The sequence below is a fragment of the Mesorhizobium sp. M7A.T.Ca.US.000.02.2.1 genome (genome assembly GCF_003996995.1).
Taxonomy (GTDB): Bacteria; Pseudomonadota; Alphaproteobacteria; order Rhizobiales; family Rhizobiaceae; genus Mesorhizobium.
In genome coordinates, this window is record NZ_RZTT01000041.1 from 1 (window position 1) to 25,441 (window position 25,441).

The window sequence follows — 25,441 nt, forward strand, 5'->3', positions numbered from 1 at the left end:
CCCTAATCGTCCTTCAGGCGGCGCCACGGCGAGTTGTGATCCGGTCCGCGCTTCAGATCGTCTTCGCGCGAATAGTCGCCGTCTTCGAGGTCGATGACCCTGTCGCGCCGGCCACGAAAACCGCCGGTCGAGAAATCGGTGGCGACGACAATGCGGCCCTTGAACCGGCTCCAGGCAAAATCGCGCAATGGCGGCAGGAACAGCAGCAGGCCGATGATGTCTGATATGAAGCCGGGGATGATGAGGAGGATCGCCGCAACCACGATCATGGCGCCGTGCGCAAGGTGGCGGCTGGGGTTCTGGCCGGCGGCCATCTCGGTGCGGATGCGGGCCATCACACCAAAGCCCTGGTATCGGAGCAAAAGCACGCCGGCGATGCTCGAGGCCAGCACGAGGCCGACCGTCGCCAGCGCGCCGACCTCGCGGCCGACGATGACGAAACCGGCGATTTCCAGCAGCGGAAGCGCGAGGAGAAAGAAGGGAAGCAGCGAAATGCGCAAGTCTTGCCAACCTTTTTCGATTGTTATGATCGTTTCGATTGTTTTGGCCGCCAGCGAGCAATCGCCGCTGGCACTGAGGCTGTTAGATAGGTATGCCTGCCTTTGATTTGAATGATTGCGCCTTGCGTTCTATATGCTTTGAATGTTGAACGCTATGCGACCGTGGCCATTGGGCCTGACGGTCCGGCCACAGGGCAGGGATTGATTGGCGGAAGATATGGGATTCTTCGACTTCGGCACGATTTTCTTCCTGATTGCGGCGGTGGTCATCTTTTTCCAGCTGCGCAATGTGCTGGGCCGCCGCACCGGCAGCGAACGGCCGCCCTTCGATCCCTATTCGGCGGCTCGCACCGGCGACAAGGATGCCGCCCAGAAATCCGAAAACGTCGTCTCGCTGCCGCGCAAGCGCGCGCCAGGCGAGCCGGCTCCAGACACCTATGCCGCGATCGACGCTTTCGCCAAGCCCGATACCGACCTCAACAAGGGCCTGCGCAGCATCAAGGACAATGATCCGTCCTTCGAGCCGAAGGGTTTCGTCGACGGCGCCAAGATGGCTTACGAGATGATCGTCATGGCCTATGCCGACGGCGATCGCAAAACGCTGAAGAACCTGTTGTCGCGCGAGGTCTATGACGGTTTTGTCGCCGCCATCGGCGAGCGCGAGGCCAAGGCGGAAAAGATCCAGTCCTCCTTCGTCGGCATCGACAAGGCCGACATCGTCTCGGCCGAGATGAAGGGCGGCGAGGCGCATGTCACGCTGCGCATCATCAGCGAGCTGATTTCGGCGACCCGCGACAAGGCAGGCGCGGTCATCGACGGCGACCCGGAAACCGTTGCCGAGGTCAAGGATGTCTGGACCTTCGCCCGCGACACGCGCTCGCGCGATCCGAACTGGAAGCTCGTCGCCACCGAGGAAGAAGACTAGTTCGGAAACACGCGGCGAGGCTCCGGTGTCGCTATCGCCTCTTTTTGTCGAGAAAGCCTTTGGCGACCTGCCCGGCTGGGACGATGACGACCATCTGGCGGCCTTCGCCGCCTTTCGCCGCTCGGCCTTCCATGTGCTGACCAAACCCTATCGCAGCGGTGCGCTCGGCGTCGACTTCCAAGCTTTTGCCGATGCCTACGCGGAGGCGCGGACCGTTTCGCCGGCGAATCGGTCGCCGGTTTTGGCCCGCGAGGAAGCCCGCGCCTTCTTCGAGCGCCATTTTTTCCCGGCGCTTATCCCTGCCGAAAATGCCGGCGCCGGGCTCGTCACCGGTTTCTATGAACCGCAAGTCGAGGCGTCACCGGTGCGCACGGACCGATTTTCGGTGCCGTTGCTGTCGCGCCCGGCCGATCTCGTCGATATCGACGACGCAAACCGGCCGCCCGGCCAGGATCCCTACCTCGCTTTCGCGCGCCAGACGCCGAACGGGCCGGTCGAGTATCCCGACCGTGGCGAGATCGAGCGCGGCGCGCTCGACGGCAAGGGCCTGGAAATCGCCTGGCTGGCCGACAAGGTCGATGCCTTCTTCATTCACGTGCAAGGTGCCGCACGCCTCGCCATGAGCGACGGCCGGCTTGTCCGCGTCACCTATGCCGCCAAATCCGGCCAGCGCTTCACCGGGCCCGGCAAGATCCTGAGCGAGATTGGCGAGATCCCGCTGGCGGAGGTGACGATGCAGTCGATCCGCGCCTGGTTCAAGGCGCATCCGGACCGCGTCGACGAGATCCTGCGTCAGAACCGCTCCTACATCTTCTTTCGCGAGGCCGATGTCGAGGACGCGGCCCTTGGCCCGATCGCCGCCGCCAAGGTGCCGCTGACGCCGGGCCGCTCGATCGCCGTCGACCGCCTGCTGCATACATTCGGCACGCCCTTTTACATCGACGCGCCAACGCTCACTGCCTTCGACGCAAAACCGTTCCGCCGCCTGATGATCGCGCAGGACACCGGCTCGGCCATCACCGGACCGGCGCGGGGCGACCTGTTCGCCGGTTCGGGCGATGCCGCGGGCGAGATCGCCGGCGTGGTCCGCAATGCCGCGGATTTTTATGCGCTGGTGCCGCGCGCGCTCGTTGCGGGTGCAGTCCGATGACCCGGCGCCCGGACAAGCTCAGCGAGGATGACCGGGTTCTGTGGAACCTGGTGGCGCGCACGGCCAAGCCGCTGAAGGGCAAATTTGCCGTCGACATCCCCGACATTGCCGCCGAGGCTAGGCCAAATCAGCCGCAGCCGGCCCAGCCTGCTGCCAACGCCGCAGGGACCGCAAAGCCGAAGGCTCAGCAAGTCACGCACCGCCTCGACGAGCCGACGCTGGACAAATTATCGAAAGGCCGGCTGCCGATCGAGGGCCGTGTCGACCTGCACGGCATGACCCAGGACGAGGCTTATTCGCTGCTGTTTTCGTTCCTGCACCGGGCGCATGCCGGCGGCGTCCGCTATGTCCTGGTCATCACCGGCAAGGGCTCGTCCTCCGGCGGCGATGGGGTGTTGCGTCGCGCCGTGCCGGCCTGGCTGTCGACGCCCGCCTTCCGGCCGCTCGTCTCCAGCCACGACCATGCCGCCCGCAACCATGGCGGTTCGGGTGCGCTCTATATCCGCCTGCGGCGGGCGCGCCTGTGAGGAGTTCTATCATGAGGGCGGGGACATGACCCCGTTCGGAGAGAAGCTGCGCACGCTACGAGGCGAACGCGGTGTCCGCCAGAAGGACATGGCGGCGGCGATCGGCGTCAGCGCCGCTTATCTGTCGGCGCTCGAACATGGCAGGCGCGGTGCCCCGACCTGGACGCTGATCCAGAAGATCATCGGCTATTTCAACATCATCTGGGACGACGCCGAGGAACTGGCGCGGCTGGCCGAAGCCTCGCAACCGCGTGTAAAAATCGACACGTCGGGTCTTTCCCCCGCTGCCACCGAGCTTGCCAATCTGCTGGCCGAAAACATCGAGAAACTCGACGAGGCCGAGCTTCGCCGCATCACTGCATCGATCCGCGCGGCGTTGAACCAGCGGCCGTAGCCGACGATCCGAGCGTGATGCAGGTTCGCCTGCCTCAGCAGGAAACTGCCCGCCGGCGGACCGCCAGCGGGCACAGTGGTGAGATCATTTCTTGCCGGCCGTGCCGCCATTTCCGCCCCGGCCGTGATCGCCATTGCCGCCATGGCCATTGTTTCCACCCCCCAGGCAGCCCGACGCCCCGGCATCACCGCAACAGCGGCCGGCCCAGAGGTCGTTAAGGTTGGTTTTGGAACAGCTGGTGGTCTGCTCGGCCATGGCGGATCCGGCCATGCTCGACACCGCGAGAGCGGCAAGAAGGGTGTTTCGCAGAAAAGCAGTCATCTGAAGTCTCCATGGTTGGTTTCGGTTCACGGCTGTGTGTCGCAGGCCGAAGCGAAATGGTTCACGGAGAAATGCGAAAATTCATTGGGGGGCGGTCGCGGTGGGAAATATTGGCAGACGTCGCGCTACCCCTCATCCGCCTGCCGGCACCTTCTCCACGGATAGTGACGGGGAGAAGGGTGTAGCCGCGCGGTTGGCGCTTACGACGTTGATGGTTGGCGAAAGCGACGATGAAGGCGTCTTTCTCCCCGTCCCTATACGGGGAGAAATGTCCGGCAGGACAATGAGGGGCGGCGGCGACCTATGATGTGAAAGCAGCTAAAGCGCGCCACAAGAACGCGACGTGCCGGGATGGGCGTACCAAAACCTACTGAACCGCGCCGACCAGAACTTGCTGGCCACCGCGGATCGAGACCCAGCGGCCGGTGTTGTCGATCGCCTGCCGCTTGAGGAAGCGGTAACCGGTCGCGTCCCATGGCTTGACCTTGTCGGTCAGATTGTCGAGCACATAGTCGCCCTCGTCGGTGCGCACCGTCAGCACGGCGTGGCCCTCGCCGTCGGGCTTGCGCACGACGGTGATCAGAAGATCGGCAAGCGAGATGCTCATGCGTGAAAGCTGGCGCCGCTTTTCCAGCACATAGTCCTCGCAATCGCCGACGCCCTTGTCGGGATAGGCCCAGACCTCGTCCTTGCCGTAGATGTCCATGTCGCTCATCGGCTTGACGGCGGCATTGACCCTGGCGGTGACATTGAGAAGCTTGCGCATCAGCCCGTCGCTCATCGGAGCCGGCGCCAGATTGGTCGGGCGGATCGAGCACTCGCCCGGATGCAGCTTGCAGAAATCATAGTGGCCGATCGGCTGCGAGGTGAGACCCCCGGTCGCCATCGCTCCACCCGCCAAAGCCGGTGCCACCCAGCCCGCCGTCACTGCCAGCCCGGCCGCCACATACACGCGCAGCCGTTGCGCCATCGATGAGGAAATCATTGTCCCCGCTCACCCTTTGTTATTAACGAAAGGTTAAGGGGGATTTACAGTCCGTGTCAATTACGACGACGGTCGGATTGTCGGCATGGTTACCCGAGGGGCTGGACAGCGGCACTTGTGCAACAGAATCGGCCAGCCAGCCGGCTTTTACCGGTCAATTGCACCGGTTTATCGCCGTTAAGCTTGGTTTTATGCAGATCATCGTCCCAAACCCGCAATTTTGGTAACCTGCATTATCTCTTGGCGGCGCGGACCAGCTTCGGTTTCACCGCGACACGCTCCTGGCGGCCATAGCTGGTGATGAAGTCGACGATGCGCGGCACGATTTCGGAACGGAAGCGCGAACCGTTGAACACGCCGTAATGGCCAACCGCCGGCTGCATGTAGTGGGCATGCCGCTCAGCCGGGATATTGGGGCACAGATCATGCGCCGCCTTGGTCTGGCCAAGGCCCGATATGTCATCGTTCTCGCCTTCGACCGTGAACAGCGCGACGTTGCGGATCGCCGACGGATCGATCCTGGTGCCGCGATGCGTCATCTCGCCCTTGGGCAAGGCCTGGCGAACGAAGACGGTGTCGACGGTCTGCAGATAAAACTCCGCCGTCAGGTCCATGACAGCCAGATACTCGTCGTAGAAATCGCGGTGCTTCTCGGCATTGTCGCCATCATGCTTCACCAGATGCATGAAGAAGTCCTTGTGGGCGATGATGTGGCGGTCGAGGTTCATGCTCATGAAGCCGGACAGCTGCAGGAAACCGGGATAGACCTCGCGGCCGAAGCCCGGCACCGGCCAGGGCGCATGCATCACGACATTGTCGCGGAACCAGTCGATGCCCTTTTCCTGCGCCAGCAGATTGACCGCAGTCGGATTGCTGCGGGTGTCGATCGGGCCGCCCATCAAGGTCATGGTCGAGGGCACGAAGGGGTCGCCCTTCGTTTCCATCAGCGCCACGGCGGCCAGCACCGGCACCGAAGGCTGGCACACCGCCATCACATGCGTGTCCGGCCCCAGCGTGTGCAGCATGTCGATGACGTAATCGATGTAGTCGTCGAGATCGAATTGGCCGTCGGCAAGCGGCACCATGCGGGCATCGACCCAGTCGGTGATGTGCACGTCGGCATAGGGCAGCATCGCTTCCACCGTGCCGCGCAGCAGCGTCGCATAATGGCCCGACATCGGCGCCACGATGAGAAGCTTCGGATCGGGCTTGCGCCCGGCGGGCACGGCACGCTCGAAGCGGACGAGATTGCAGAACGGCTTCGACCAGACGGTCTTCTCGGCGACCTCGACGCTCTTCCAGTCGACCACGGTCTTGCTCAGGCCGAAGGCCGGCTTGCCGTAGCGGCGCGTGGTGCGCTCGAACAGTTCGGCCGTCGCCGCGATCGAACGGCCCCATTGCGTGTGGGAAAACGGATTGAGCGGATTGGAATAGAACATCCGCACCGCGTCGGCATAGAGGCGCGCGGGCTGCAAGGCGGCGTGGTTCATTTCATAGAGCTGGTAGAACATCGAGAACCCCGCTGCTGCCTGCGACCGAAGGGACGACGAGCAGCGCCGAGCCCTAGATGTCTCGCGGGGAAGTTAACAACTAATTGCTGCGATGCAATACGTCACGCTGCGTGACCAATGCTTCTTGGTTCAAGGCCATGGAAATCGGGGCCGAACGGTGCCAGCCGGCTTAGTGTGCGGCTGCGAAATGTGTAGGCAGTGTGTCCGGCCCTTTTGCCGGACATCCGACCATGATCCCGAAAAGTGGATTCCGGTTTTCGCTTTGCGAACCTCCGGTTCGGCAGAGGTCATGGTCCAAGAAAAGGCCACTCTAGACGCGCGCCATGCACACGGAAGTATGGCCGGAGCCGATGAAGCCGAGCTGGCCGGCGGCACCCTTCGACAGGTCGAGCACGCGTCCCTTGATGAACGGACCGCGATCGTTGATGCGCACGACGACGCTGCGGCCGTTGTTCTTGTTGGTCACCTTGAGCTTGGTGCCGAAAGGCAAGGTGCGATGCGCGGCGGTCAGCGCCGACGGGTTCATGCGCTCGCCCGAGGCGGTCTTGGAGTGCAGGGCATACCACGAGGCGCGGCCGCACTGGGCGGCGGCGGTCGCCGAAGAAGCGCCGACCATCAGGCCAGCAGCGATCGTTACCGCGACAAGCGCGGTCTGTTTTGGGTTCTTCATATTTGGGGGATGGCTCCGTTTTTGACAGACCCCAGCCGTTAGGTGCCAAATAAGGCGCGAAATGCGGCAGTGATCTGGCGGTTCCGTGGCAATGGCACACGTTTGGAGTCGCTGGGTAACAGTCTGTCAGGGATTTTCCGGCACGCGATGGTCAATCAATGATGATCTTTGTGTTGAGGTCAGACGTCCGTTTGACAAGATCGAACATTAATATCCAAGTAGAGTCCGGCATGGTCGGGCCACTTCCTTCGGCTCTTTTATCGCGGCCCCGATGCTGAGACCAATCGACTTCAAAAGGGAGATCCGGCAATGAGGCTGACAAAAAATCTGCTGGCCTTGATTGTGCTTGCCGTCGGCGCGCTGTGGTCGCTGCAAGGCGTCGGCGTTGTCGGCGGCAGCTTCATGACCGGCCAGTCGCAATGGCTGTATATCGGTGTCGTCACCATGCTGGTCGGGCTGGGGGGATTGGTGTGGGCGAACCGTTCTCGAGGGTGAGCTTCGAAGAAAGGTCGACCCCCACTCCGCCAATTGCGGCGCCGCCCCCGACAAACCTACCCGAACAGCCGATCCAGAATCTTGCCTTCCAGCCGCGCAAGCTCCACCGAACCGCGCCGGCGCGGCCGTTCCACGGGCACATCCAGATCAAGCGCGATCCGGCCTTCGCTGATCACCACGACCCGATCGGCCAGCGCGACCGCTTCGGCGACATCATGCGTGACCAGCACAGCCGTGAACTTCTGCGCGATCCAGATGCGTTCCAGAAGCTGCTGCATCTCGATGCGGGTCAGGGCGTCGAGTGCGCCGAGCGGCTCGTCGAGAGCCAGGATCTGCGGGTGGCCGACCAGCGCGCGGGCCAGCGCCACGCGCTGCTTCTGACCTCCCGACAGCACCGAAGGCCATTCGTCGGCCCGGTCGGCAAGCCCGACCTCGCCTAGAATGTCGAGCGCGCGTTGCCTTGCCTCCGCGCCGGAAGCAACCCCGGTCAGCCCGACCTCGACGTTTTTCACCACGCTGGCCCAGGGCAGGAGCCGTGGTTCCTGGAACATGAAGCGCGTGCGGCTGTGTCCTTCCTCTTCGACGCCGAATGTCAGCGATCCCGATGTCGGCCGGTCGAGCCCGGCCAGAAGCCGCAAAAGCGTGCTTTTGCCGCAGCCGCTCTTGCCGATGACGGCAAGGAACTGCCCGGCCGGCACGTCCAGGTCGATGCCGTCGAGCACGGTCTTGTCGCCGAAGCGCTTGCCGGCTTGCCTGAAGGCAAAGGCCCGCTGCCCTTCGACGGAGCCGATCGGTCGCACCGGCGTGGCGACGAAGGAACGGGCTGCGGCCAGGCTGGCGGCGGTCATGGGCAATCTCTCATCCGTTCTGGAAGGCCGGATGCCAGCCGAGCGACAGCCGCTCGAGCAGGCGGGCGAGGCTGTCGGCGAGCTTGCCGAGCAGCGCGTAGATCAGGATCGACAGCACGACGACGTCGATCAGCAGGAATTCGCGCGCCTGCATGGCCATGTAGCCGAGGCCGGAACTGGCCGAAATGGTTTCGGCGACGATCAGCGTCAGCCACATGATGCCCAGGGCATAGCGCAGGCCGACGAAGATCGCCGGCAGCGCACCGGGCAGGATGACGCGGAAGAACAGGGCGCGCCGGTCCATGCCGTAGACGCGGCCCATCTCGACCAGATGCGGGTCGACGCTCTGGATGCCGAGCAGCGTGTTGACATAGATCGGAAAGAACACGCCGAGCGCCACCAGGAACAGTTTGGCTTCCTCGTCGATGCCGAACCACAGGATGACCAGCGGGATCAGCGCCAGGTGCGGGATGTTGCGGATCATCTGCAGCGTCGTGTCGGTCAGGCCGCGGCTGATCGTCGACAGCCCGTTGGCAAGGCCAAGCGCAAAGCCGATCGAGCCGCCGATGGCGAAGCCGGCAAGGGCGCGCGCGGTCGAAACGCCGATGTTGCGGACCAGTTCGCCCGACAGCGTCAGCCGCCAGAAGGCCTCGGCGACCGCACTTGGCGCCGGCAGCACGTTGGCGGGCATGACGCCCGCGCGGCTGGCAATCTCCCAGCCGGCAATAACCAGCGCCGGGAGCAACCAGCCGATGGCATTGCTATGCAGGCGCGTGGCAAAGCTCATGACGAAGCCTGCAGGCGGTTGGCGCCATGGAAGCCGACCGAGAATTCGTTGGCGATGTTCTCATGCGCCCGCTGCCGCCTGGTGCCGAGCCCGAGTTTCGGGAACAGAAGCTCGGCGACGCGGTAGGCCTCCTCGAGATGCGGATAGCCCGAGCCGATGATGGTATCGATGCCGATCGCCTGGTATTCGCGGATGCGCTCGGTGATCTGTTCCGGCGTGCCGACCAGCGCCGTGCCGGCGCCGCCGCGCACCAGCCCGACACCGGCCCACAGATTGGGCGAGACGACCAGCCTGTCACGGCGTCCGCCATGCAATTGCGCCATACGGCGCTGGCCGACCGAATCCATCTGGTTGAGGAAGCGCGCCTGCGCATTTTCGATCTGGGCGTCGGTGACATGGCTGATCAGCCGGTCGGCGGCGCGCCAGGCTTCGTCCTCGGTCTCGCGAACGATGAAATGCAGCCTGATGCCGAAGCGCAGTTTTCTGCCGCGCAGTGCCGCTTTTGCGCGCGCCGCAGCCAGCTTCTCGGCAACCTGCGCCGGCGGCTCGCCCCAGGTCAGATACATGTCGACGAGGTCGGCGGCGAGGTCCTGGCCTGCGTCCGACGACCCGCCGAAATAGAGCGGCGGCCGCTCCTGGTGCGGCAGAAGGTCGAGGCGGCCGTTCTCGACGCGGTAATATTTGCCGTCGAAATTGACCCGCTCGCCGGACACCAGGCCGCGCCAGATGGTCAGGAACTCATGCGCCTGGGCATAGCGCTCGTCATGCGGCAGGAAGACGCCGTCGCCGGCGAGTTCGGTCGGGTTGCCGCCGACCACGACATTGAGCAGCAGGCGGCCATTGCTCAAGCGATCGAGGGCGGCGGTCTGGCGCGCGGCGAAAGTCGGCAGCGTGACACCCGGCCGCAGCGCAACGAGAAACTTCAGCTTTTCGGTCAGCGTCGCGAGACCTGTCGCGGTGATCCAGGAATCCTCGCAGTTCTGACCGGTGGGCAGCAGCACGCCGGGAAAGCCGAGCCGGTCGACCGCTTGCGCGATCTCCTTGAAGTAGCCGAATTCGGGCGGTCGCTGCTGCTCCTCGGAACCGAGATAAGAACCGTCGCCATGCGTCGGGATGAACCAGAAGAAATCGAGCGGTGCGGTGCTGGCAGGCGCGGTCATGTCTGGCACAGTCACGGGCGGATCTCCTGTAGATATGGGTGCAAACGCAAATGGCGCCGGGCGTACTCACCCGGCGCCGTCAGGGGACAAGTTAGTTGCCGGGTGCCGTCCACACCGCGTCGGAGATGCGGACCGCTTTCGGGATCAGCCCGAGCTTGTAAAAGCGGTCGGCGGTGGCCTGCTGGCCGGCGATGATCTCGTCGGTGATCGGAAAGATGCCGAACTTGGTGCGGTTGGCGGCGATGATCTGCGCGTCGAGCGGCACACCGGTCACCTCATGCAGCGCCGCGGCCACCTTGTCGCGGTTCTGGTCGGCCCATTTCGCCGCCTCGCCAAGCGCCGATATCGTCGTGGTGATGGTTTCGGGGTGCGCCTTGGCGAAATCCTTGTTGGCGAGGAAGTAGGTGTTGACCTTGAGCACCTCGCTGGAGCGGGCCAGCACACGCGGCTGGTAGCGGGTTTCAGCGATGGCGAAGAACGGATCCCAAACGCTCCAGGCATCGATCTGGTCGCTGGCGAAGGCTGCGGCTGCATCCGCTGGGCTGAGATAGACCGGCGTGATCTGGTCGAAGGCAAGGCCAGCCTTTTCCAGCGCCGCGACGAGCAGATTATGCGCGCTGGTGCCCTTGCCGACACCGACGCGCTTGCCCTTGAGATCGGCGACGGACTGGATCGGCGACGCCGGCTTGACGAAGATCGCCTCGCCCTCGCCATTCGACGGCAGCGCTGCCGCATAGACGATGTTGGCGCCGGCCGACTGGCCGAAGATCGGCGGTGCGTCGCCGGTCCAGCCGACATCGATGGCGCCGACATTGAGCGCCTCGACCAGCGGCGGCCCGGCGGTGAACTCGACCCATTTGACCGTCACGCCCTTGTCTTCAAGGGCCTTTTCGATCACCTGCTGCTGCCTGGCGATCACCGGCAGGCCGGTCTTCTGAAAGCCGATGCTGAGCTGCTTCAGCTCCTGCGCTGTGGCGCCGGATGACACGGCAACCGTCGCCGCCAGCAGGCCGATGCCGAAAACACGTCTCGTTAGATTGAACATTGATCCCTCTCCTTCGCTGCGGATCGGCGCCGGAAATGGCCTCGCCGGTTGGAAGATGGATCAGGCTAGGTACATCTATAAATTTAGTAGAGGAATGATTTTGCGAGTTGGAGCGGGGGTGGGGAATTATCTTCTACGGTAACCCAGAATTCGTCATCCTAGGGCGGAGCAAGGAGCGAAGCGACGCGCGCAGACCCTAGGATCCATGCCGTGACATTGGCTTTAGAATGCAGCGGATCAGAATGGCGCTTGCGCGCCCACCAACGCGCCTTCAACCATGACCGGCTACGTCTACATGACCGCGAGCCAGAAGCGCGGCACGATCTATATTGGTGTCACCAATGACCTCGGACGCCGCGTACCCGAACACAAGTCCGGCCAAGGGTCAGGCTTCACCAGCCGCTACGGCGTGCAACGCCTTGTCTGGTACGAGGAGTATTTCGATATCACCGATGCCATCCAGCGCGAGAAGTCACTGAAGCGCTGGCCACGCCAATGGAAGATCGAGCTGATCGAGAAGGCCAATCCGGAATGGTTCGAGCTCTTTCGTGGAACCGGCTGGTAGGGGCTCGGTTTCTTTCACTGCCGGAGCATGGCATCACCGTCGCGGCATGGATCCTAGGGTCTGCGCTGCGTCGCTGCGCTCCTTGCTCCGCCCTAGGATGACGAAGACGCGGGGACGGCGCAAAGTCGCACCACCCCCTCATTGCGACCAATACTGCCAGGCCCAGTAAAAACTCTCGTCGCGCGGCGGCAGGCGGTCGCGCTCGGCGTCCCAGCGGACCGGCGTTGGCGATTTCGGTTGCTGTTCTGGCGGCTGGCTTTCCCTGGTCCAGGCGAGAAGCCAGTTACCGGCTTGGGCGAACAGCACGGCGGTGGAATGGGTCATCGTCATTCTCTCCTGCTCTTCTGGTTTCCAATCATTCGCGTCCCGCCCACGGGACGAGCACGCGCTCGATCCTGCGGATGGTGAATTCGAGCACGAAGGCGATGGCCGCGATCACCAGTATGCCCATCACCACCACGTCGGTGACGAGGAACTGGGCGGCCGACTGGATCATGAAGCCAAGTCCGCGCGTCGCCGCCACCAGTTCGGCCGCCACCAGCGTCGACCAGCCGGCGCCGAGCGCGATGCGCAGACCGGTCAGGATCGACGGCAGCGCACTGGGCAGGATGACGTGGCGGACCACTTGCTGCTGAGTAGCGCCCAGCGAGCGCGCCGCGTTGATGCGCTCCTGCGAGACGCCGCGAACGCCGGACGCGGTCGACAGCGCCACCGGCGCCAGCATGGAAATAGTGATCACCAGGATCTTCGACGGTTCGCCAATGCCGAACCAGATGATGACCAGCGGCAGGTAGGCGAGCGGCGGGATAGGCCGCAGGAATTCCAGCAACGGATCGAAGATGCCGCGTCCGATCGTGCTGATGCCGATGGCGAGACCAACCGGCACGCCAATGGCAAGGGCGGCGACCAGCGCGGCGAATACCCGCCACAGGCTGGCGACGGCATGCTGCAGCAGCGTAGCATCGACGAAGCCGTCACGGGCGACGGTGATGAACTTGTTCCACCCCGCGATCGGCGAGGGCAGGAACACCGGTGACACCAGTTGCAGGCGGGCCGACAGCGCCCACAGCGCCAGCACCACCAGGATGGTGACAGCGCTGACCGCGCGCGCGGAAACGCCTTTGCGCTTGGGGCTGGGTCGCGACCACGGCACCGACAGGCCGTCGGTCTCGTCGATCTTGTGTCCCGCCCGCTCGGTGTAGGAGGTAACGGTCATGCCGCCTCTCCTTCGAAGATCGCGTCGGTCAATTCGCCACGCGCCACCGCAAAAGCCGGATCGGCCTTGATGGTGCGGATGGCTTCGCCCGATGCGTAGCGCCTGGAGAAGCCGGGTTCAAAAGTCCGCACCACGCGGCCCGGACCGGGCGCCAGCACGAGGATGCGGGTGGCCAGCACCAGCGCCTCCTCGATGCCATGCGTCACCATCAGCACGCCGACCTCGCTTGCCGTCCATAAATCGAGCAGCGTCGTCTGCATGCGCTCGCGCGTCAGCGCATCGAGCGCGCCGAGCGGTTCGTCGAGCAGCAGGAATTCCGGTTCGGCGGCGAGCGCCCGGGCCAGGCCGACACGCTGCCGCATGCCGCCGGAAAGCTCCCAGATGCGCTTGTCGCCGGCGTCGGTGAGCTTCACTAGCGCCAGCAACTCATCGGCGCGGTGGGCCCGCTCTGCGGGCCTGACGCCGCGCAGCCTGAGCGCGAAGGCGACGTTTTCGCGCGCCGTCAGCCATGGGAACAGCGCGTCGTTCTGGAACACCACCGCCCGGTCCGAACCAGGTGCTGTGATCGGCTTGCCGTTGATGGAGGCGCGCCCGCGTGCCGGCGCGACAAGGCCGGCGGCGACGTTGAGCAGCGAGGTCTTGCCGCAGCCGGACCGGCCCACCAGCACGACGAAGTCGCCCTTGGCGACATCGATCGACACCAGCTCGACGGCGGGCGCCGCCTGGCCGTCATAGTGGATCGAGACCTTGTCCAATACGAGATGGGGGTCCAGTACGAGATGGGGCATGATGCCTCCCGGTTCGTTGAAATCCGACCGCCCCGGCGCTCGTCAGCGGTTCCGGGGCAGTCAGCACGCGGCGTCAGGGAAGAAGCGCGCGGGCCGGGTTCAGAGCAATTCCAGGAAAAGTGTGAAGCGGTTTTCCGTCCGGAATTGCGTTAAGCGAGTACTAGTTCGAGGCGAGCGCCTCTGTGACGTATTTCGACGACACGTATTTCGAATAGTCCGGCAGCACGGCGTCGATCTTGCCTTGCTCCTTGAGGAAGGCGGATGTCGCTTCCACCGCCTTGACCGTGCCGCCGCCGAGGAATTTGTCGGAGGCCTGCTCTTCGAGCGTTGGGAAGACATAGCCCTTGAGCAGCTGCGGCACTTCTTCCAGCTTGGCGCCGGTGAGCTTGGCGATCGCGGCTGCCTGCGGCGACGACACCGACCAGGCGTCGGGCTTGGCCAGGAACTCGGCATAGGACGCGCCCGTCACCTTGACGAAGTCGCGCACCGCTTCCGGGTTCTTTTCGGCGAAGTCGGTGCGCACGATCCAGGCGTCGAAGGTTGGCGCGCCCCAGGCGGCGACCTGCGAGGAATCCACCACCACCTTGCCCGTCGTCTTGATCTGGCCGAGCGCCGGATCCCAGACATAAGCGGCGTCGATGTCGCCGCGCGAAAAGGCGGCGGCGATTTCCGGAGGCCTGAGATTGAGGATCTCGACCGACTTCGGATCCACGCCCTCATGCTTCAGCGCGGCGAGCAGGCTGTAATGCGTCGTCGAGACGAAGGGCACCGCGACCTTCTTGCCGGCGAGGTCGGCGACTTTCTCGATGCCGGCGCCGTTGCGCGCCACCAGCGCCTCGGATTCGCCGATCAGGCCGACGATGAAGATGGTCTGGATCGGCAACTCGCGGCTCGCCGCCGCCGCCAGCGGGCTCGAGCCGACATAGCCGATATCGACCGAACCGGAAGCGACCGCAGCGATGACATCGGCGCCGGAATCGAATTTGCGCCAGTCGATCACTGCCTTCGTCGCTTTTTCATAGGCGCCGTCGGCCTGCGGCACTTTCGAAGGCTCGACCACCGTTTGATAGCCGATGGTGATCTTGAGGTCGTCGGCATGGGCCGGGCCGAGGAAGGCCGCGCCGGCAAGTGCCGCCGACGAGAGGAGAACAATGCGTCGCGAAATGGTGGACATGGAGGGCTCCTGAAAAGAGAAGATCGGAATGCCCCATGATAGTCAGCTAATTCTATCGTTCTTGTAGAGTTAAATCCTTCCAACGAAGGCCGGCTTGTTAGAAAAAAGCTACCGGTGGGGCGGTGGTGAAGCGGATAGGGTGGCTGCGTCGGGCAACGTCGGGGCATTGCAAAAGGCAGAACTTTTGATGCCGGCGGGCCAGCGCCCCCCTCTGTCCTGCCGGACATCTCCCCCTCAAGTGGGGAGATTGGCAGTTTCGGCTTCAGCGCTTTCTCGCTGGCGGTGCTGACGGTAGAGATTGGCGAAAGCGGTCGTGACATCCAATCTCCCCACTTTGAGGGGGAGATGGCCGGCAGGCCAGAGGGGGGCGCTGTCCCGCCGGTCTTTAACGTTCTGAACCGCCGTGACAGCTCCGGCCCAGGCCCACCGCGAACGGGAATTCCCTCTTCAACCTCTACCAGGCAAATCCATGCCTCAAACGATCGCCGATTTGAAAACGCGTTCCGCGTGTTCGGGGGTAAGTATAGTACTCTTATCGACATTAGAGAGTTGGAGTCGGCGATGAGCGACCACCACATCACCAAGATCGCCAGCGGCATGGATCGGCTTTCGCCGTCGCGTCAGTCGATGCCGGTCGCCTCCGGCCCTGGAGGACCATTTGCCATCTCGCTGCCATCAAAGCGCATTTTTGTGCTCTCTAGGGCACAAAGGCTGGCCAAAATGGCCGGCGCGGCTTGAAAACGAAGCAAAATCAGCAGTTCTCGGCTTGTACATCATGTCACTAGAATTTATGTGTCATGCGGGCTTGGACGCGGCGGCAACGCCCGCCAGGCGTTTTGCAACCGATGGTTCCATGCCGTCGCATGCCAGAGAAATTTTGATCTCATGCTCACCAAAAAAGGTAAGTACGGCCTCAAGGCGCTTGTCCACCTCGCGCGCTTGCCGGCCGGACAGCTCGCCTTCGTCAACGACGTCGCCACCGGCAACAACATCCCGAAGAAATTTCTCGACGCCATCCTGGGCGAGTTGCGCAATGCCGGCTTCGTCCAGAGCCGCAAGGGCAAGGATGGCGGCTATCGCTTGGCACGCCCCGCCGACGAGATCAAAGTCGGCCATGTCGTGCGCGTCCTCGACGGTCCGCTGGCGCCGATCCCCTGCGCCAGCCGCACCCAGTACCAGCGCTGTGAAGATTGCAACGAGGCGACATGCCAAGTCCGACATCTGATGCTCGAGGTCCGGCAGGCGATCGCCGAGGTGCTCGATCAGCGCAGCCTCGCCGAAATGCGCGATATCTCTCTCGACGACCTGCCGGTTGCGAGGGGCATCGGCGATCTGCCGGTCGCGGTGAAGGTCCAGGCCTGACGCTGGCGTTGCGCAGAGCGAAGGCATGCCTATGACCGGGCGCGCCAACTCCATCATCATTGTCGGCGGCGGCGCCAGCGGCGTCGTGCTGGCCGCGCATCTCCTGAAGTCGCCCAATCCCGACCTGCGTGTCACGCTGATTGAAAGGCGCCCGCATTTCGGCCAGGGCATCGCCTATTCGACGCTGCTGTCGGCGCATGTCTTGAATGTCAGTGCCGCCGGCATGAGCGCCTATGCCGACGATCCCGGCAATTTCTGGCGCTGGCTGCAGGAGCGCGGCCTGGCAACGGCCGAGCAGGCGCCCTTCTATGCGCCGCGCAGCATCTATGCCCGTTACCTCGGCGAGTTGCTCGACGAGCTGCAGGCGCGCGAAAAGCAGACCGGGCGGCTTCGGTTGATCCGCGAGGAAAGCCTCTCGATCACGCCCACCGCATCCGGTGTCGAAGTGGCGCTGGCCAACGGCACCAGCGTCGTTGCGCATCTCGCCGTGCTGGCCACCGGCCACGACGAGGAGCCGGCGCAAGGCCATGCCATCAGGATGGGATCGGAAGCCGATACAGCACTTCCGACCGACGCCGGCGTCATGGTGCTGGGCACCGGCCTGAGCATGGTCGATGCCTTCCTGGCGCTGGAACAGCGCGGCCATCGCGGCGACATCATAGCTGTGTCGCGGCGCGGCCTGTTGCCCTCGCCGCATCGCAAGGGCAATCCGATCAAGCTCGACGTCGCCGACATTCCGCTCGGCACCCAGCTCTCCTATTTCGTCGGCTGGTTCCGCGACCTGATCAAGGAAAACCAGAAGGCCGGCATCGACTGGCGCGACGTCGTCGACGGCCTGCGGCCGTTCAACCAGAAGATCTGGCAGAACTGGCCGGCTTCCGCCAAGCGCCGCTTCGTCGAGCACACCAAGGCCTGGTGGGACATCCACCGCCATCGCATGGCGCCCGAGGTCTACGCCCGTGTCACCGAAGCCGTGCAATCCGGCCGCATCCGCCTGGTCGCCGGCCGCGTCGTCGACATCGCGCGCAACGGCGAATTCACCGTCCAGGTCCAGTCGCGCCACACGCAGCGCCTCGAGACCTTCGAGGTCGCCCGCATCTACGATTGCTCTGGTATCGTCAGGGACATCTCGACCTCGTCGAACAGCGTCGTGCGCTCGCTGGTCGACCGCGGCCTGGCACGGCCGGATCCGCTGCGCATCGGCCTCGATGTATCGGCCAAATGCGAGATCATCGCCGGCGACGGAACCGTCTCTGCCAAGATCCTCGCCGTCGGCCCGCTGACGCGCGGCACCTTCTTCGAGATCGACGCCATTCCCGATATCCGCGTGCAGTGTGCGAGGCTGAGCAAGCAGCTGCTGGGGTGAGAGGCTCCGCGCAAACCCCAACGCCGTCGTCATCCTAGGGCGGAGCAGGAGCGAAGCGACGTCGCGGAGACCCTAGGATCCATGCCGCGACCGCGAGCTTTGCGGCGGTGCAAACCTGTCGATGCAGCCGGATGCTTCCAAATTAATTCTGCACCGCTGCATTCTTCGACCAATGTCACGGCATGGATCCTAGGGTCTACACTCCGCTTCGCGTCGCTTCGCCCTAGGATGACGAACGCGCGGAGGGTTCGCCTGACTTCGAAGCGACTCTCGCCAACGCAAACCCGGAATTTCATTCCGCATCTGGCCGGTTGATTGGCACGATCTATCTTCTTTCCGACTGCAAAGGGCTGGAAAAGAGGATACGCTGCCGCCCTGCCCAGAGGCGGTCGCTTGGTCATGGAGCATCGATATGAGCGAGCACGAGATCGCCGCAGCCGACGAATTGTCCCGCCTGCGTCCGCCCTACAAATCCGTCCTCGACCTGATCGGCCAGACGCCGGTGGTCGAGCTGACCAAATTCGACACCGGCAAGTGCCGGCTGTTCATCAAGCTTGAAAGCCAGAACCCGGGCGGCTCGATCAAGGACCGTATCGCGCTGTCGATGATCGCCGCGGCTGAAAGGCAGGGCAAGCTCCGGCGCGGCGGCACCATTGTCGAGGCGACCGCTGGCAATACCGGCCTCGGCCTTGCCCAGGTCGGCATCCCCAAGGGCTACCGCATCGTGCTGGTCGTGCCCGACAAGATGTCGCGCGAAAAGATCCAGCATCTGCGCGCGCTCGGCGCCGAGGTGCGCATGACGCGCTCCGATGTCGGCAAGGGCCATGCCGAATATTACCAGGACATGGCCGAGAAGATCGCTGCGGAAACGCCCGGCGCCTTCTATGCCAACCAGTTCGCCAACCCGGCCAATCCGCTGGCGCATGAAACCACCACCGGCCCGGAGATCTTTTCGCAGCTCGACGGTGACGTCGATGCGGTGGTCGTCGGCGTCGGCTCCGGCGGTACGCTGACCGGGCTTGGCCGCTACTTCGCCAAAGTGTCGCCGAAGACCGAAATGGTGCTGGCCGATCCGGTCGGCTCGGTGCTGGCGCCGCTGATCAAGACCGGCAAGATGGAAGAGGCCGGCAGCTGGACCGTCGAAGGCATCGGCGAGGATTTCGTGCCGCCCAACGCCGATCTGTCGCTGGTCAAGAAGGCCTATTCGATCCCCGACAAGCAGAGCATGCTGGCGGTGCGCGACCTCTTGTCGAAGGAAGGTATCCTCGCCGGCTCATCCTCGGGCACGCTTTTGTCCGCCGCGCTGCGCTATTGCCGCGAGCAGACGGTGCCCAAACGCGTCGTCACTTTCGTCTGCGACAGCGGCAACAAATATCTGTCGAAAGTGTTCGACGATTTCTGGCTGGCCGAGCAAGGTCTTGCCGAGCACGAACAGCATGGCGATCTGCGCGACCTGGTGATGCGCTCGCACCGCACCGGCGACACCGTCTATGTCGGCCCGGACGAAAGCCTGCTCAACGCTTATGGCCGCATGCGCCGTTCCGATGTCTCGCAGCTGCCGGTGCTCGACAATGGCAAGCTCGTCGGCATCGTCGACGAAAGCGACATCCTGGCCAAGGTCGACGGCCCCTATGACGGACGCTGGGAGCGCTTCAACGGCCCGGTCCGCACGGCCATGACCTCCAATCTGCACACGCTGCAGGCCAGCCAGACGCTGGATGCGCTGCTGCCGGTGTTCGACCGCAACGAGGTCGCCATCATCTTCGACGGCGACGAGTTCGTCGGGCTGATTACCCGCATCGACCTGATCAACCATCTGAGGCGCGCACGATGACCGCTGAAACACCACCACCGGGCAAGAACCGTCTGGCTTTCTCGACGCGCACCATCCATGGCGGCCAGAGCCACGACCCGCTGACCGGCGCGGTGATGGTGCCGATCTACGCCACCTCGACCTTTGCCCAGCAATCGCCCGGCGTGCACAAGGGCTTTGAATATGCCCGCAGCCAGAACCCGACGCGCTTTGCCTTCGAGCGCGCCGTGGCTGATCTCGAAAGCGGCTCGGCCGCCTTTGCCTTCGCGTCCGGCCTGGCGGCGATCGCCACCGTGCTGGAACTGCTCGATTCCGGCGCCCACATCGTCGCCACCGACGACATCTATGGCGGCTCGTTCCGGCTGATGGAGCGGGTGCGCAAACGCTCGGCCAATCTGCAGGTCTCGTTCGTCGACTTCACCGACCTCGCCGTCGTGGAAGCGGCGATCCGGCCCGAGACGAAAATGCTCTGGGTCGAAACGCCGACCAACCCGCTGCTGCGCATCGTCGACCTCGAAGGCGTCGCCGCACTTGCCAGGCGCAAGGGGATTCTCACGGTTACCGACAACACCTTCTGCAGCCCCTATATCCAGCGGCCGCTGGAGCTCGGCATCGACATCGTAGTGCATTCGACGACGAAATATCTCAACGGCCATTCCGATATGGTCGGCGGCGTCGCCGTGGTCGGCGACAACAAGGATCTCGCCGCCCAGCTGAAATTCCTGCAGAACGCCATCGGTGCCATCTCGGGCCCGTTCGACAGCTTTCTGGCGCTGCGCGGGCTGAAGACGCTGGCGCTCAGGATGGAGCGTCATTCCGCCAACGGGCTGAAGATCGCGCAGTGGCTGGAAGCGCGCCGCGACGTGCGCCGCGTCATCTATCCCGGCCTCGCCAGCCACCCGCAGCACGCCGTCGCCGTCCAGCAGATGCACGCCTTCGGCGGCATGATCACAGCCGTGCTCGACCGCGACCTAGCCGGCACCAAAAAGTTCCTCGAACGCACGCAATTGTTCACGCTGGCCGAAAGCCTCGGCGGCGTGGAGAGCCTGATCGAGCATCCGGCACTGATGACGCATGGCTCCATTCCGGCCGAGAAACGGGCCGAGATCGGTATATCGGATTCGCTGGTAAGATTGTCGGCGGGGATCGAGGATGGAGATGATCTGATCGCGGATTTGGAGCAGGCGCTGGGGGGATAGACCCTCAAATCGCCAAAATCGGCGCCGCCCCTCATTGCCCTGTCGGGCATTTCTCCCCGTATAGCGACGGGGAGAAAGACGCTAACCGCGGCCGCCGGTGATTGGCGTAAGCGCCGATAACAGCGCCCCTCGCCCCGTTTACGGGGAGAGGATGCCGGCAGGCAGGTGAGGGGCGGCGCTGACGTTCCAGGTTCAAGCATCAGGCCAATTGACGCCGCACCCCATCTGCCCGAAGTCTAGCGCCCATGGCTACACACGCCCCACCCAAACCCACCGACACCCCTCTCACCTTCGCGGTGCTGGTCTTCCCCGGCTTTCCGATGATGGCGTTCAGCTCGGTCATTGAGCCACTGCGTGCCGCCAATGTCCTGGCGAAAAGAGAATGCTATCGCTGGATCATCGTCGGTGGCACGAAAGGCTCGGTCGAGGCCTCGAACGGCGTCGTCATCCAGCCGGGTTTTTACGCCGAGGATGCGCCGAAGGTCGATCGCATCGTCGTCTGCTCGGGCGGCGATGCCGATCATCTCGTCGCCGAGGACGCGGCAAGCTGGATCCGCAAGAACCTGCGCAATGGCGCCCATATCGGCGCGGTGGCGGATGCGGCGTTCTTCCTCGCCCGCGCCGGCCTGCTCGACGGTCATGCCTGCACCTTGCACTGGACCAGCCAGGCCGCCTTCACCGAAGCCTTCCCCAACATCGAGCTCAGGCGTGACCTCTATGTCATCGACCGCAAGCGCTTCACCTCGGCCGGCGGCGTCGGCAGCCTCGACATGATGCTGGAGATCATCACCCGCGACTATGGCGCCGAGCTCGCCGCCGGCGTCGCCGAATGGTTCGTGCACAGCCAGTTGCGTTCCAGCATCGACCGCAAGATGATGCCTCTGCGGCTGCGCACCGGGGTCCAGAACGAGCTGGTGCTGTCGGCCATCGCCATCATGGAGGACGCGGTCGAAGAACGGCTCGGCATGGCCGAGCTGACCGCAAAGCTCGGCGTCTCCTCCGACAAGCTCGAGCGCTCCTTCCGCTCCGAACTCGCCATCTCGCCCAATGGCTATTACCGCCGGCTCAGGCTGAAACGCGCCGCCGATCTGCTGGCGCATTCGACGCTCGCCGTGCGCGACGTGGCGCTGGCGTGTGGGTTTGCATCGATGTCGAGTTTTGCCCGGGCGTTTCGGGAAGAGCACGGGCATCCGCCGAAACTGGCGAGACGGCATTAGGTGTCGCTCCCTGACGGGTGTGACGTTGGCGGGACAGCGCCCCCCTCTGTCCTGCCGGACATCTCCCCCTCAAGGGGGGAGATCGGACTGCATCTCTGCTTTCGCTAATCTCAGATGTTGAAGAAAAGAACGGCGGCATCGAAACTGCCAATCTCCCCCCTTGAGGGGGAGATGCCCGGCAGGGCAGAGGGGGGCGCGAAGGATCGCGACGTGACCGATTAGCCAGCGGCATCCCGCACAACACCTGCGGTTTCCCGCACAATACCCACGCCCCGCCTGCGCCATGCTCCGACCTCGCAACCCAGCCAAGGCCGTACCCCCATGAGCATCGTCGTTTTCGACCCCGACAGCACCGAGGATGTGGACTTCAAGGACCGTATGCGCCATCCGGCGGCGGCCGATCCGGCCGGCGGCATGTGGCTGTCGGACACCGAGCCGTCCTTCATCGATGCCGATGCCCTGCGCAAGGGCCGGCTGGCCAAGCTGCGCGGCTGGATGCGCGAGGCCGGCTATGGCGGCGTCGTGTTGTTCGATCCCTACAACCAGCGCTACGCCACCGGTTCGCGCAACATGTTCGGCTATTTCCTGCGCAACTCGACCCGCTATTTCTTCATCCCGACCGAAGGGCCGATCGTGCTGTTCGAATATCCGCAGAGCTATCATGTCTCGATGGTGCTCGACACGATCGACGAGGCGCGTCCTTCCAAGCTCGTCTGGTCGTCGGTCTCCGGCCGTGACGACGAGACCGCCGGGCCGTTCGCCGACGAGATCGCCGAGCTTCTGAAGCAGCATGGTGGCGGCTCGATGAAGCTCGGGCTCGACCGCTGCAGCCATCTGCAGGCGCTCGCCCTGGAAAAGCGCGGCTGCGAGGTTCGCGACTGCCAGGGCGAGATCCTGGCGGTGCGCGCGGTGAAGACGCCCGAGGAAGTCAAATGCCTGCAGGTGTCAATGGCCGGCGCCGAGGCCGCCGTCTATGCGGTGCGCGAGGCGATCAAGCCCGGCGTCTCCGAAAACGACCTGTTCGCCATCATGTATGGTGAGGTCATCCGCCAGGGCGGCGAGTTCATCGAGACGCGGCTGCTGACATCGGGCCAGCGTACCAATCCGTGGTTCAACGAGGCCAGCGGCCGCAAGATCCGGCCCGGCGAACTCTTGGCGCTCGATACCGACACGATCGGCTGCTACGGCTATTATTCGGATTTCTCGCGCACCTTCCGCTGCGGGCCGGGCAAGCCGACGCCCTACCAGAAGTCGCTCTACCGCATGGCGCACGACCAGGTTCAGCACAACATCTCGATCGTCAAACCCGGCATGGCGTTCCGCGAGATTGCCGAGAAGGCGTGGAAAATCCCGGACCGTTTTGTTGACCAGCGCTACACCTCGGTCATGCACGGCGTCGGCATGCATGGCGAAACGCCGTTCATCGCGCATGCCATGGATTACGAGACCTATGGCCGTGACGGCCATATCGTGCCAGGCATGGTGGTGAGCGTGGAAAGCTATATCGGCGAGAAAGGCGGCCGCGAGGGCGTCAAGCTGGAGGACGAGATCCTGATCACGGAGACTGGTACAGAGCTGCTTTCGCGCTTTCCCTATGAGGACGAGTTTCTGGAGACGCAGGTTTGATGCGGGCTACCAATGAGCGCCTCGTTCCCTGGCGCCCCCCTCTGTCCTGCCGGACATCTCCCCCTCAAGGGGGGAGATTGGCAGCGTCGCCTGCGGCGCTTTTTCCTGCAGCTCTGGTGATTGGCGAAGGCATTCGCGACGGCCGATCTCCCCCCTTGAGGGGGAGATGCCCGGCAGGGCAGAGGGGGGCGCTGTCCCGCCGGCATACGGAAAAGTCTTTGACTGCCTCGACCATGCATCACGCAGGCGCCGCATGAAAACCCCCATCGCCATCAAACCCGGCACCGTAGCCGCGATCTTCATCGACCTGCAGGAAGAGCACCGGCAGGACAAGCGCTACCTCGTCGACGGCTTTGCCGAGATCCTCGCCAACGTCCAGCGCTTGCAGGCGGCGGCGCGGCAAAACCATGTGCCGCTTTACCACTGGGCCTACATCGTCGATCTCGACAGCCAGGACCGGCCGTTTCATCCGCTCGGTGAAGACGGCAAGTCGGCTTTTTCCGACAAGAGCGATCCGCTGACCGAGATCTGCCGTGAGGTGGCGCCGATCAACGGCGAGGCGCTGCTGATCAAGGCCGAGGCCAGCGCCTTCCGCACCGGGCCGGCGGCGCGCGACATCAAGTCTTCGGGCATCGAATGGCTGGTCATTGCGGGCGTCTGGACCGAGGCCTGCATCGACGCTTCCGTCAAGGACGCGGTGGCCAAAGGCTTTCGCGTGCTGCTGGTCAAGGATGCCTGCGGCAGCGGCAGCGCGGCGATGCACCAGACCGGCATCCTCAACCTCGCCAACCGGCTCTATGGCGGCGCCGTTACCGATACCGACGGCGCCTGCCGGCTGCTGGCCGGCGAGACCGTCACCGCCTGGCAGGTCGAAGGCTCGGTGCCGCTGCGCTTCTCCTTCGACAACGCGGCCGCGCTCTACGCCGATTTATGACGCGCGGCCCCTACGAAACACGGCTCGACCCGGCCCTTTGGGCCTATATCGACGCCGTCAACGGCTGGTATCCGCCCGAAATCCTCGGCCTGCCGATCGACAAGCAGCGCGCCGTCTATGACCGTATGAGCCGCGCCTTCCACCAGGGCCGCCCGCCTGGCGTCAAGGCCGGCGATGGCCTGATCGCCGCCGCCGGCCGCGACATCCCGATCCGCCGTTACCGGCTTGCCGGCAAGGCCGCCCAGGCGATGGTGATCTACTACCACGGCGGCGGCTTCATCCTCGGCGGGCTGGAAAGCCATGACGACATCTGCGCCGAGCTCTGCGCCGGCACCGGTTTCGACCTGCTGTCGGTCGACTACCGGCTGGCCCCGGAGCACGTCCACCCCGCCGCCTTCGACGATGCCATCACCGCCTTCGAATGGGCGGCAGCGACATCAGGCCTGCCGCTGGTGCTGTGCGGCGAAAGCGCTGGCGGCAATCTCGCCGCCGCCGTGGCGCAGGCGACGCGCCGCCATATCAGAGCTGCGGTCGGGCAAGTGCTGATCTATCCCGAACTCGGCGGCGACGACACCGCCGGCTCCTATATCGAGCACGCCAACGCGCCGCTGCTGTCGGTGGCCGACATCGCCTTCTACCGCGACGTCCGCTCGGCCAGGCGGCAATCGCCCGACGACCCGACCTTCTCACCGCTGCGCGACACCGATTTCTCCGGCCTGCCGCCAACGGTGATCGTCACGGCGCAATGCGACCCGCTGTCGTCAGATGGCGAGACCTACCGCGACCGCATTGTGGCCGCCGGCGGCCACAATGCGGTCGCGGTAGGTCTCGCCATCTGACGACAGCGGGTCGCATTGCGCCGT

Annotated in this window: 28 protein-coding genes; 15 read left to right on the forward strand and 13 right to left on the reverse strand. The window is 64.3% G+C overall.

The genetic code is table 11. The features are described 5' to 3' along the window. Nucleotides 1-2: 2 nt before the first annotated feature. Nucleotides 3-500: an FxsA family protein gene (locus tag EOD15_RS06370; protein WP_127271639.1), complete on the reverse strand. Its 498-nt coding sequence runs from the start codon at nt 498-500 to the stop codon at nt 3-5. A gap of 217 nt (nt 501-717) precedes the next feature. Between EOD15_RS06370 and EOD15_RS06375 the strand changes: the two genes are divergently transcribed. Genes EOD15_RS06375 through EOD15_RS06390 form a run of 4 tightly spaced genes read left to right on the forward strand, consistent with a single transcriptional unit; the run spans nt 718 to nt 3,496 of the window. Then, nucleotides 718-1,425 carry a Tim44/TimA family putative adaptor protein gene (locus tag EOD15_RS06375; protein WP_127321407.1) on the forward strand — a complete coding sequence of 236 codons (708 nt, stop codon included), beginning with the start codon at nt 718-720 and terminating at the stop codon, nt 1,423-1,425. A 25-nt stretch (nt 1,426-1,450) separates the two neighbouring features. Beyond that, nucleotides 1,451-2,575 (forward strand): murein transglycosylase A, encoded by a 1,125-nt coding sequence (locus tag EOD15_RS06380; RefSeq protein ID WP_127321406.1) that lies wholly within the window; start codon nt 1,451-1,453, stop codon nt 2,573-2,575. Further along, entirely contained in the window at nt 2,572-3,102 is a 531-nt protein-coding gene (locus tag EOD15_RS06385; protein ID WP_127321405.1) for a Smr/MutS family protein, read from the forward strand. The genes EOD15_RS06380 and EOD15_RS06385 overlap by 4 nt, the downstream gene beginning before the upstream one ends. 25 nt (nt 3,103-3,127) lie before the next feature. After that, complete coding sequence (locus EOD15_RS06390; protein ID WP_127321404.1) at nt 3,128-3,496, forward strand: helix-turn-helix transcriptional regulator; 369 nt, start codon at nt 3,128-3,130, stop codon at nt 3,494-3,496. Between the two features lie 84 nt (nt 3,497-3,580). On the opposite strand, the gene EOD15_RS06395 is transcribed toward EOD15_RS06390, so the two are convergent. From EOD15_RS06395 to EOD15_RS06420, 4 genes are all read right to left on the reverse strand, one after another. Next, the gene (locus tag EOD15_RS06395) at nt 3,581-3,817 is read right to left on the reverse strand and encodes a hypothetical protein (protein ID WP_127268047.1); all 237 of its coding nucleotides are present in this window, start codon (nt 3,815-3,817) and stop codon (nt 3,581-3,583) included. Nucleotides 3,818-4,184: 367 nt separating this feature from the next. Continuing rightward, a complete protein-coding gene (locus tag EOD15_RS06405; protein WP_027040328.1) occupies nt 4,185-4,802 on the reverse strand; it encodes a transglutaminase-like cysteine peptidase in 618 nt (205 codons plus the stop codon). A gap of 233 nt (nt 4,803-5,035) precedes the next feature. Next, nucleotides 5,036-6,313 (reverse strand): polyhydroxyalkanoate depolymerase, encoded by a 1,278-nt coding sequence (locus tag EOD15_RS06415; protein ID WP_127321403.1) that lies wholly within the window; start codon nt 6,311-6,313, stop codon nt 5,036-5,038. A 310-nt stretch (nt 6,314-6,623) separates the two neighbouring features. Beyond that, on the reverse strand, nt 6,624-6,983 hold the full coding sequence (locus tag EOD15_RS06420) for a septal ring lytic transglycosylase RlpA family protein (RefSeq protein ID WP_127268049.1): 360 nt from the start codon (nt 6,981-6,983) through the stop codon (nt 6,624-6,626). A gap of 309 nt (nt 6,984-7,292) precedes the next feature. On the opposite strand from EOD15_RS06420, the gene EOD15_RS35695 reads away from it, so the two are divergent. After that, nucleotides 7,293-7,478 carry a hypothetical protein gene (locus tag EOD15_RS35695; RefSeq protein ID WP_164893164.1) on the forward strand — a complete coding sequence of 62 codons (186 nt, stop codon included), beginning with the start codon at nt 7,293-7,295 and terminating at the stop codon, nt 7,476-7,478. 56 nt (nt 7,479-7,534) lie between these two features. Here the strand turns inward: EOD15_RS35695 and EOD15_RS06430 are convergent, their stop codons facing one another. The 4 genes from EOD15_RS06430 to EOD15_RS06445 form a co-directional block, all read right to left on the reverse strand. Beyond that, on the reverse strand, nt 7,535-8,326 hold the full coding sequence (locus EOD15_RS06430) for an ATP-binding cassette domain-containing protein (RefSeq protein ID WP_127408360.1): 792 nt from the start codon (nt 8,324-8,326) through the stop codon (nt 7,535-7,537). Nucleotides 8,327-8,336: 10 nt separating this feature from the next. Then, nucleotides 8,337-9,113, reverse strand: a complete 777-nt coding sequence (locus EOD15_RS06435; protein ID WP_127408361.1) for an ABC transporter permease subunit — start codon at nt 9,111-9,113, stop codon at nt 8,337-8,339. Beyond that, nucleotides 9,110-10,273 (reverse strand): FMNH2-dependent alkanesulfonate monooxygenase, encoded by a 1,164-nt coding sequence (gene ssuD, locus EOD15_RS06440; RefSeq protein ID WP_164749061.1) that lies wholly within the window; start codon nt 10,271-10,273, stop codon nt 9,110-9,112. Before ssuD ends, EOD15_RS06435 begins: the two co-directional genes overlap by 4 nt. A 91-nt stretch (nt 10,274-10,364) precedes the next feature. After that, the gene (locus EOD15_RS06445) at nt 10,365-11,318 is read right to left on the reverse strand and encodes a sulfonate ABC transporter substrate-binding protein (RefSeq protein ID WP_127322035.1); all 954 of its coding nucleotides are present in this window, start codon (nt 11,316-11,318) and stop codon (nt 10,365-10,367) included. A 277-nt stretch (nt 11,319-11,595) separates the two neighbouring features. Here EOD15_RS06445 and EOD15_RS06450 point away from each other — a divergent pair, with 277 nt between their 5' ends. Then, complete coding sequence (locus EOD15_RS06450) at nt 11,596-11,883, forward strand: GIY-YIG nuclease family protein (RefSeq protein WP_127281040.1); 288 nt, start codon at nt 11,596-11,598, stop codon at nt 11,881-11,883. 138 nt (nt 11,884-12,021) lie between these two features. Here EOD15_RS06450 and EOD15_RS06455 read toward each other — a convergent pair whose 3' ends face one another. The 4 genes from EOD15_RS06455 to tauA all read right to left on the reverse strand — a co-directional run bounded on the left by EOD15_RS06455 (nt 12,022) and on the right by tauA (nt 15,061). Further along, nucleotides 12,022-12,207, reverse strand: a complete 186-nt coding sequence (locus EOD15_RS06455) for a hypothetical protein (RefSeq protein ID WP_127269227.1) — start codon at nt 12,205-12,207, stop codon at nt 12,022-12,024. Nucleotides 12,208-12,238: 31 nt separating this feature from the next. Continuing rightward, nucleotides 12,239-13,099, reverse strand: coding sequence for an ABC transporter permease subunit (locus EOD15_RS06460; protein ID WP_127408362.1), 861 nt, complete (start codon nt 13,097-13,099; stop codon nt 12,239-12,241). After that, a complete protein-coding gene (locus tag EOD15_RS06465) occupies nt 13,096-13,887 on the reverse strand; it encodes a taurine ABC transporter ATP-binding protein (protein ID WP_127322718.1) in 792 nt (263 codons plus the stop codon). The genes EOD15_RS06460 and EOD15_RS06465 overlap by 4 nt, the downstream gene beginning before the upstream one ends. 160 nt (nt 13,888-14,047) lie before the next feature. Next, a complete protein-coding gene (tauA, locus tag EOD15_RS06470; protein WP_127322717.1) occupies nt 14,048-15,061 on the reverse strand; it encodes a taurine ABC transporter substrate-binding protein in 1,014 nt (337 codons plus the stop codon). Nucleotides 15,062-15,622: 561 nt separating this feature from the next. On the opposite strand from tauA, the gene EOD15_RS35700 reads away from it, so the two are divergent. The 9 genes from EOD15_RS35700 to EOD15_RS06525 all read left to right on the forward strand — a co-directional run bounded on the left by EOD15_RS35700 (nt 15,623) and on the right by EOD15_RS06525 (nt 25,417). After that, entirely contained in the window at nt 15,623-15,799 is a 177-nt protein-coding gene (locus EOD15_RS35700) for a hypothetical protein (protein WP_164762099.1), read from the forward strand. A 147-nt stretch (nt 15,800-15,946) separates the two neighbouring features. Next, nucleotides 15,947-16,423: an Rrf2 family transcriptional regulator gene (locus tag EOD15_RS06480; protein WP_127408363.1), complete on the forward strand. Its 477-nt coding sequence runs from the start codon at nt 15,947-15,949 to the stop codon at nt 16,421-16,423. Between the two features lie 31 nt (nt 16,424-16,454). Continuing rightward, nucleotides 16,455-17,789 carry an FAD/NAD(P)-binding protein gene (locus EOD15_RS06485; RefSeq protein WP_127323022.1) on the forward strand — a complete coding sequence of 445 codons (1,335 nt, stop codon included), beginning with the start codon at nt 16,455-16,457 and terminating at the stop codon, nt 17,787-17,789. 412 nt (nt 17,790-18,201) lie between these two features. Beyond that, nucleotides 18,202-19,623: a pyridoxal-phosphate dependent enzyme gene (locus EOD15_RS06490; protein WP_127408364.1), complete on the forward strand. Its 1,422-nt coding sequence runs from the start codon at nt 18,202-18,204 to the stop codon at nt 19,621-19,623. Next, nucleotides 19,620-20,801, forward strand: coding sequence for a PLP-dependent aspartate aminotransferase family protein (locus EOD15_RS06495; RefSeq protein ID WP_127321709.1), 1,182 nt, complete (start codon nt 19,620-19,622; stop codon nt 20,799-20,801). The genes EOD15_RS06490 and EOD15_RS06495 overlap by 4 nt, the downstream gene beginning before the upstream one ends. Before the next feature lie 245 nt (nt 20,802-21,046). Then, nucleotides 21,047-22,018, forward strand: a complete 972-nt coding sequence (locus tag EOD15_RS06500; RefSeq protein WP_127321710.1) for a GlxA family transcriptional regulator — start codon at nt 21,047-21,049, stop codon at nt 22,016-22,018. A gap of 321 nt (nt 22,019-22,339) precedes the next feature. After that, nucleotides 22,340-23,644 carry a Xaa-Pro peptidase family protein gene (locus EOD15_RS06510; protein ID WP_127269723.1) on the forward strand — a complete coding sequence of 435 codons (1,305 nt, stop codon included), beginning with the start codon at nt 22,340-22,342 and terminating at the stop codon, nt 23,642-23,644. Between the two features lie 253 nt (nt 23,645-23,897). Further along, complete coding sequence (locus EOD15_RS06520; protein ID WP_127321711.1) at nt 23,898-24,578, forward strand: isochorismatase family protein; 681 nt, start codon at nt 23,898-23,900, stop codon at nt 24,576-24,578. After that, nucleotides 24,575-25,417, forward strand: coding sequence for an alpha/beta hydrolase (locus tag EOD15_RS06525; RefSeq protein ID WP_127408365.1), 843 nt, complete (start codon nt 24,575-24,577; stop codon nt 25,415-25,417). The genes EOD15_RS06520 and EOD15_RS06525 overlap by 4 nt, the downstream gene beginning before the upstream one ends. Nucleotides 25,418-25,441 lie beyond the last annotated feature (24 nt).

What these genes read in the sequence shown, in the direction of transcription:
- EOD15_RS06385 (WP_127321405.1), top strand. Translation starts at nt 2,572, where the DNA reads ATGACCCGGCGCCCGGACAAGCTCAGCGAGGATGACCGGGTTCTGTGG.
- tauA (WP_127322717.1), bottom strand. Translation starts at nt 15,061, where the DNA reads ATGTCCACCATTTCGCGACGCATTGTTCTCCTCTCGTCGGCGGCACTT.
- EOD15_RS06520 (WP_127321711.1), top strand. Translation starts at nt 23,898, where the DNA reads ATGAAAACCCCCATCGCCATCAAACCCGGCACCGTAGCCGCGATCTTC.
- EOD15_RS06420 (WP_127268049.1), bottom strand. Translation starts at nt 6,983, where the DNA reads ATGAAGAACCCAAAACAGACCGCGCTTGTCGCGGTAACGATCGCTGCT.
- EOD15_RS06525 (WP_127408365.1), top strand. Translation starts at nt 24,575, where the DNA reads ATGACGCGCGGCCCCTACGAAACACGGCTCGACCCGGCCCTTTGGGCC.
- EOD15_RS06375 (WP_127321407.1), top strand. Translation starts at nt 718, where the DNA reads ATGGGATTCTTCGACTTCGGCACGATTTTCTTCCTGATTGCGGCGGTG.
- EOD15_RS06415 (WP_127321403.1), bottom strand. Translation starts at nt 6,313, where the DNA reads ATGTTCTACCAGCTCTATGAAATGAACCACGCCGCCTTGCAGCCCGCG.
- EOD15_RS06395 (WP_127268047.1), bottom strand. Translation starts at nt 3,817, where the DNA reads ATGACTGCTTTTCTGCGAAACACCCTTCTTGCCGCTCTCGCGGTGTCG.
- EOD15_RS06485 (WP_127323022.1), top strand. Translation starts at nt 16,455, where the DNA reads ATGACCGGGCGCGCCAACTCCATCATCATTGTCGGCGGCGGCGCCAGC.
- EOD15_RS06465 (WP_127322718.1), bottom strand. Translation starts at nt 13,887, where the DNA reads ATGCCCCATCTCGTACTGGACCCCCATCTCGTATTGGACAAGGTCTCG.
- EOD15_RS06405 (WP_027040328.1), bottom strand. Translation starts at nt 4,802, where the DNA reads ATGATTTCCTCATCGATGGCGCAACGGCTGCGCGTGTATGTGGCGGCC.
- EOD15_RS06490 (WP_127408364.1), top strand. Translation starts at nt 18,202, where the DNA reads ATGAGCGAGCACGAGATCGCCGCAGCCGACGAATTGTCCCGCCTGCGT.
- EOD15_RS06390 (WP_127321404.1), top strand. Translation starts at nt 3,128, where the DNA reads ATGACCCCGTTCGGAGAGAAGCTGCGCACGCTACGAGGCGAACGCGGT.
- EOD15_RS06435 (WP_127408361.1), bottom strand. Translation starts at nt 9,113, where the DNA reads ATGAGCTTTGCCACGCGCCTGCATAGCAATGCCATCGGCTGGTTGCTC.
- EOD15_RS06495 (WP_127321709.1), top strand. Translation starts at nt 19,620, where the DNA reads ATGACCGCTGAAACACCACCACCGGGCAAGAACCGTCTGGCTTTCTCG.
- EOD15_RS06460 (WP_127408362.1), bottom strand. Translation starts at nt 13,099, where the DNA reads ATGACCGTTACCTCCTACACCGAGCGGGCGGGACACAAGATCGACGAG.
- EOD15_RS06500 (WP_127321710.1), top strand. Translation starts at nt 21,047, where the DNA reads ATGGCTACACACGCCCCACCCAAACCCACCGACACCCCTCTCACCTTC.
- EOD15_RS06445 (WP_127322035.1), bottom strand. Translation starts at nt 11,318, where the DNA reads ATGTTCAATCTAACGAGACGTGTTTTCGGCATCGGCCTGCTGGCGGCG.
- ssuD (WP_164749061.1), bottom strand. Translation starts at nt 10,273, where the DNA reads ATGACCGCGCCTGCCAGCACCGCACCGCTCGATTTCTTCTGGTTCATC.
- EOD15_RS06480 (WP_127408363.1), top strand. Translation starts at nt 15,947, where the DNA reads ATGCTCACCAAAAAAGGTAAGTACGGCCTCAAGGCGCTTGTCCACCTC.
- EOD15_RS35695 (WP_164893164.1), top strand. Translation starts at nt 7,293, where the DNA reads ATGAGGCTGACAAAAAATCTGCTGGCCTTGATTGTGCTTGCCGTCGGC.
- EOD15_RS06430 (WP_127408360.1), bottom strand. Translation starts at nt 8,326, where the DNA reads ATGACCGCCGCCAGCCTGGCCGCAGCCCGTTCCTTCGTCGCCACGCCG.
- EOD15_RS06450 (WP_127281040.1), top strand. Translation starts at nt 11,596, where the DNA reads ATGACCGGCTACGTCTACATGACCGCGAGCCAGAAGCGCGGCACGATC.
- EOD15_RS35700 (WP_164762099.1), top strand. Translation starts at nt 15,623, where the DNA reads ATGAGCGACCACCACATCACCAAGATCGCCAGCGGCATGGATCGGCTT.
- EOD15_RS06455 (WP_127269227.1), bottom strand. Translation starts at nt 12,207, where the DNA reads ATGACCCATTCCACCGCCGTGCTGTTCGCCCAAGCCGGTAACTGGCTT.
- EOD15_RS06510 (WP_127269723.1), top strand. Translation starts at nt 22,340, where the DNA reads ATGAGCATCGTCGTTTTCGACCCCGACAGCACCGAGGATGTGGACTTC.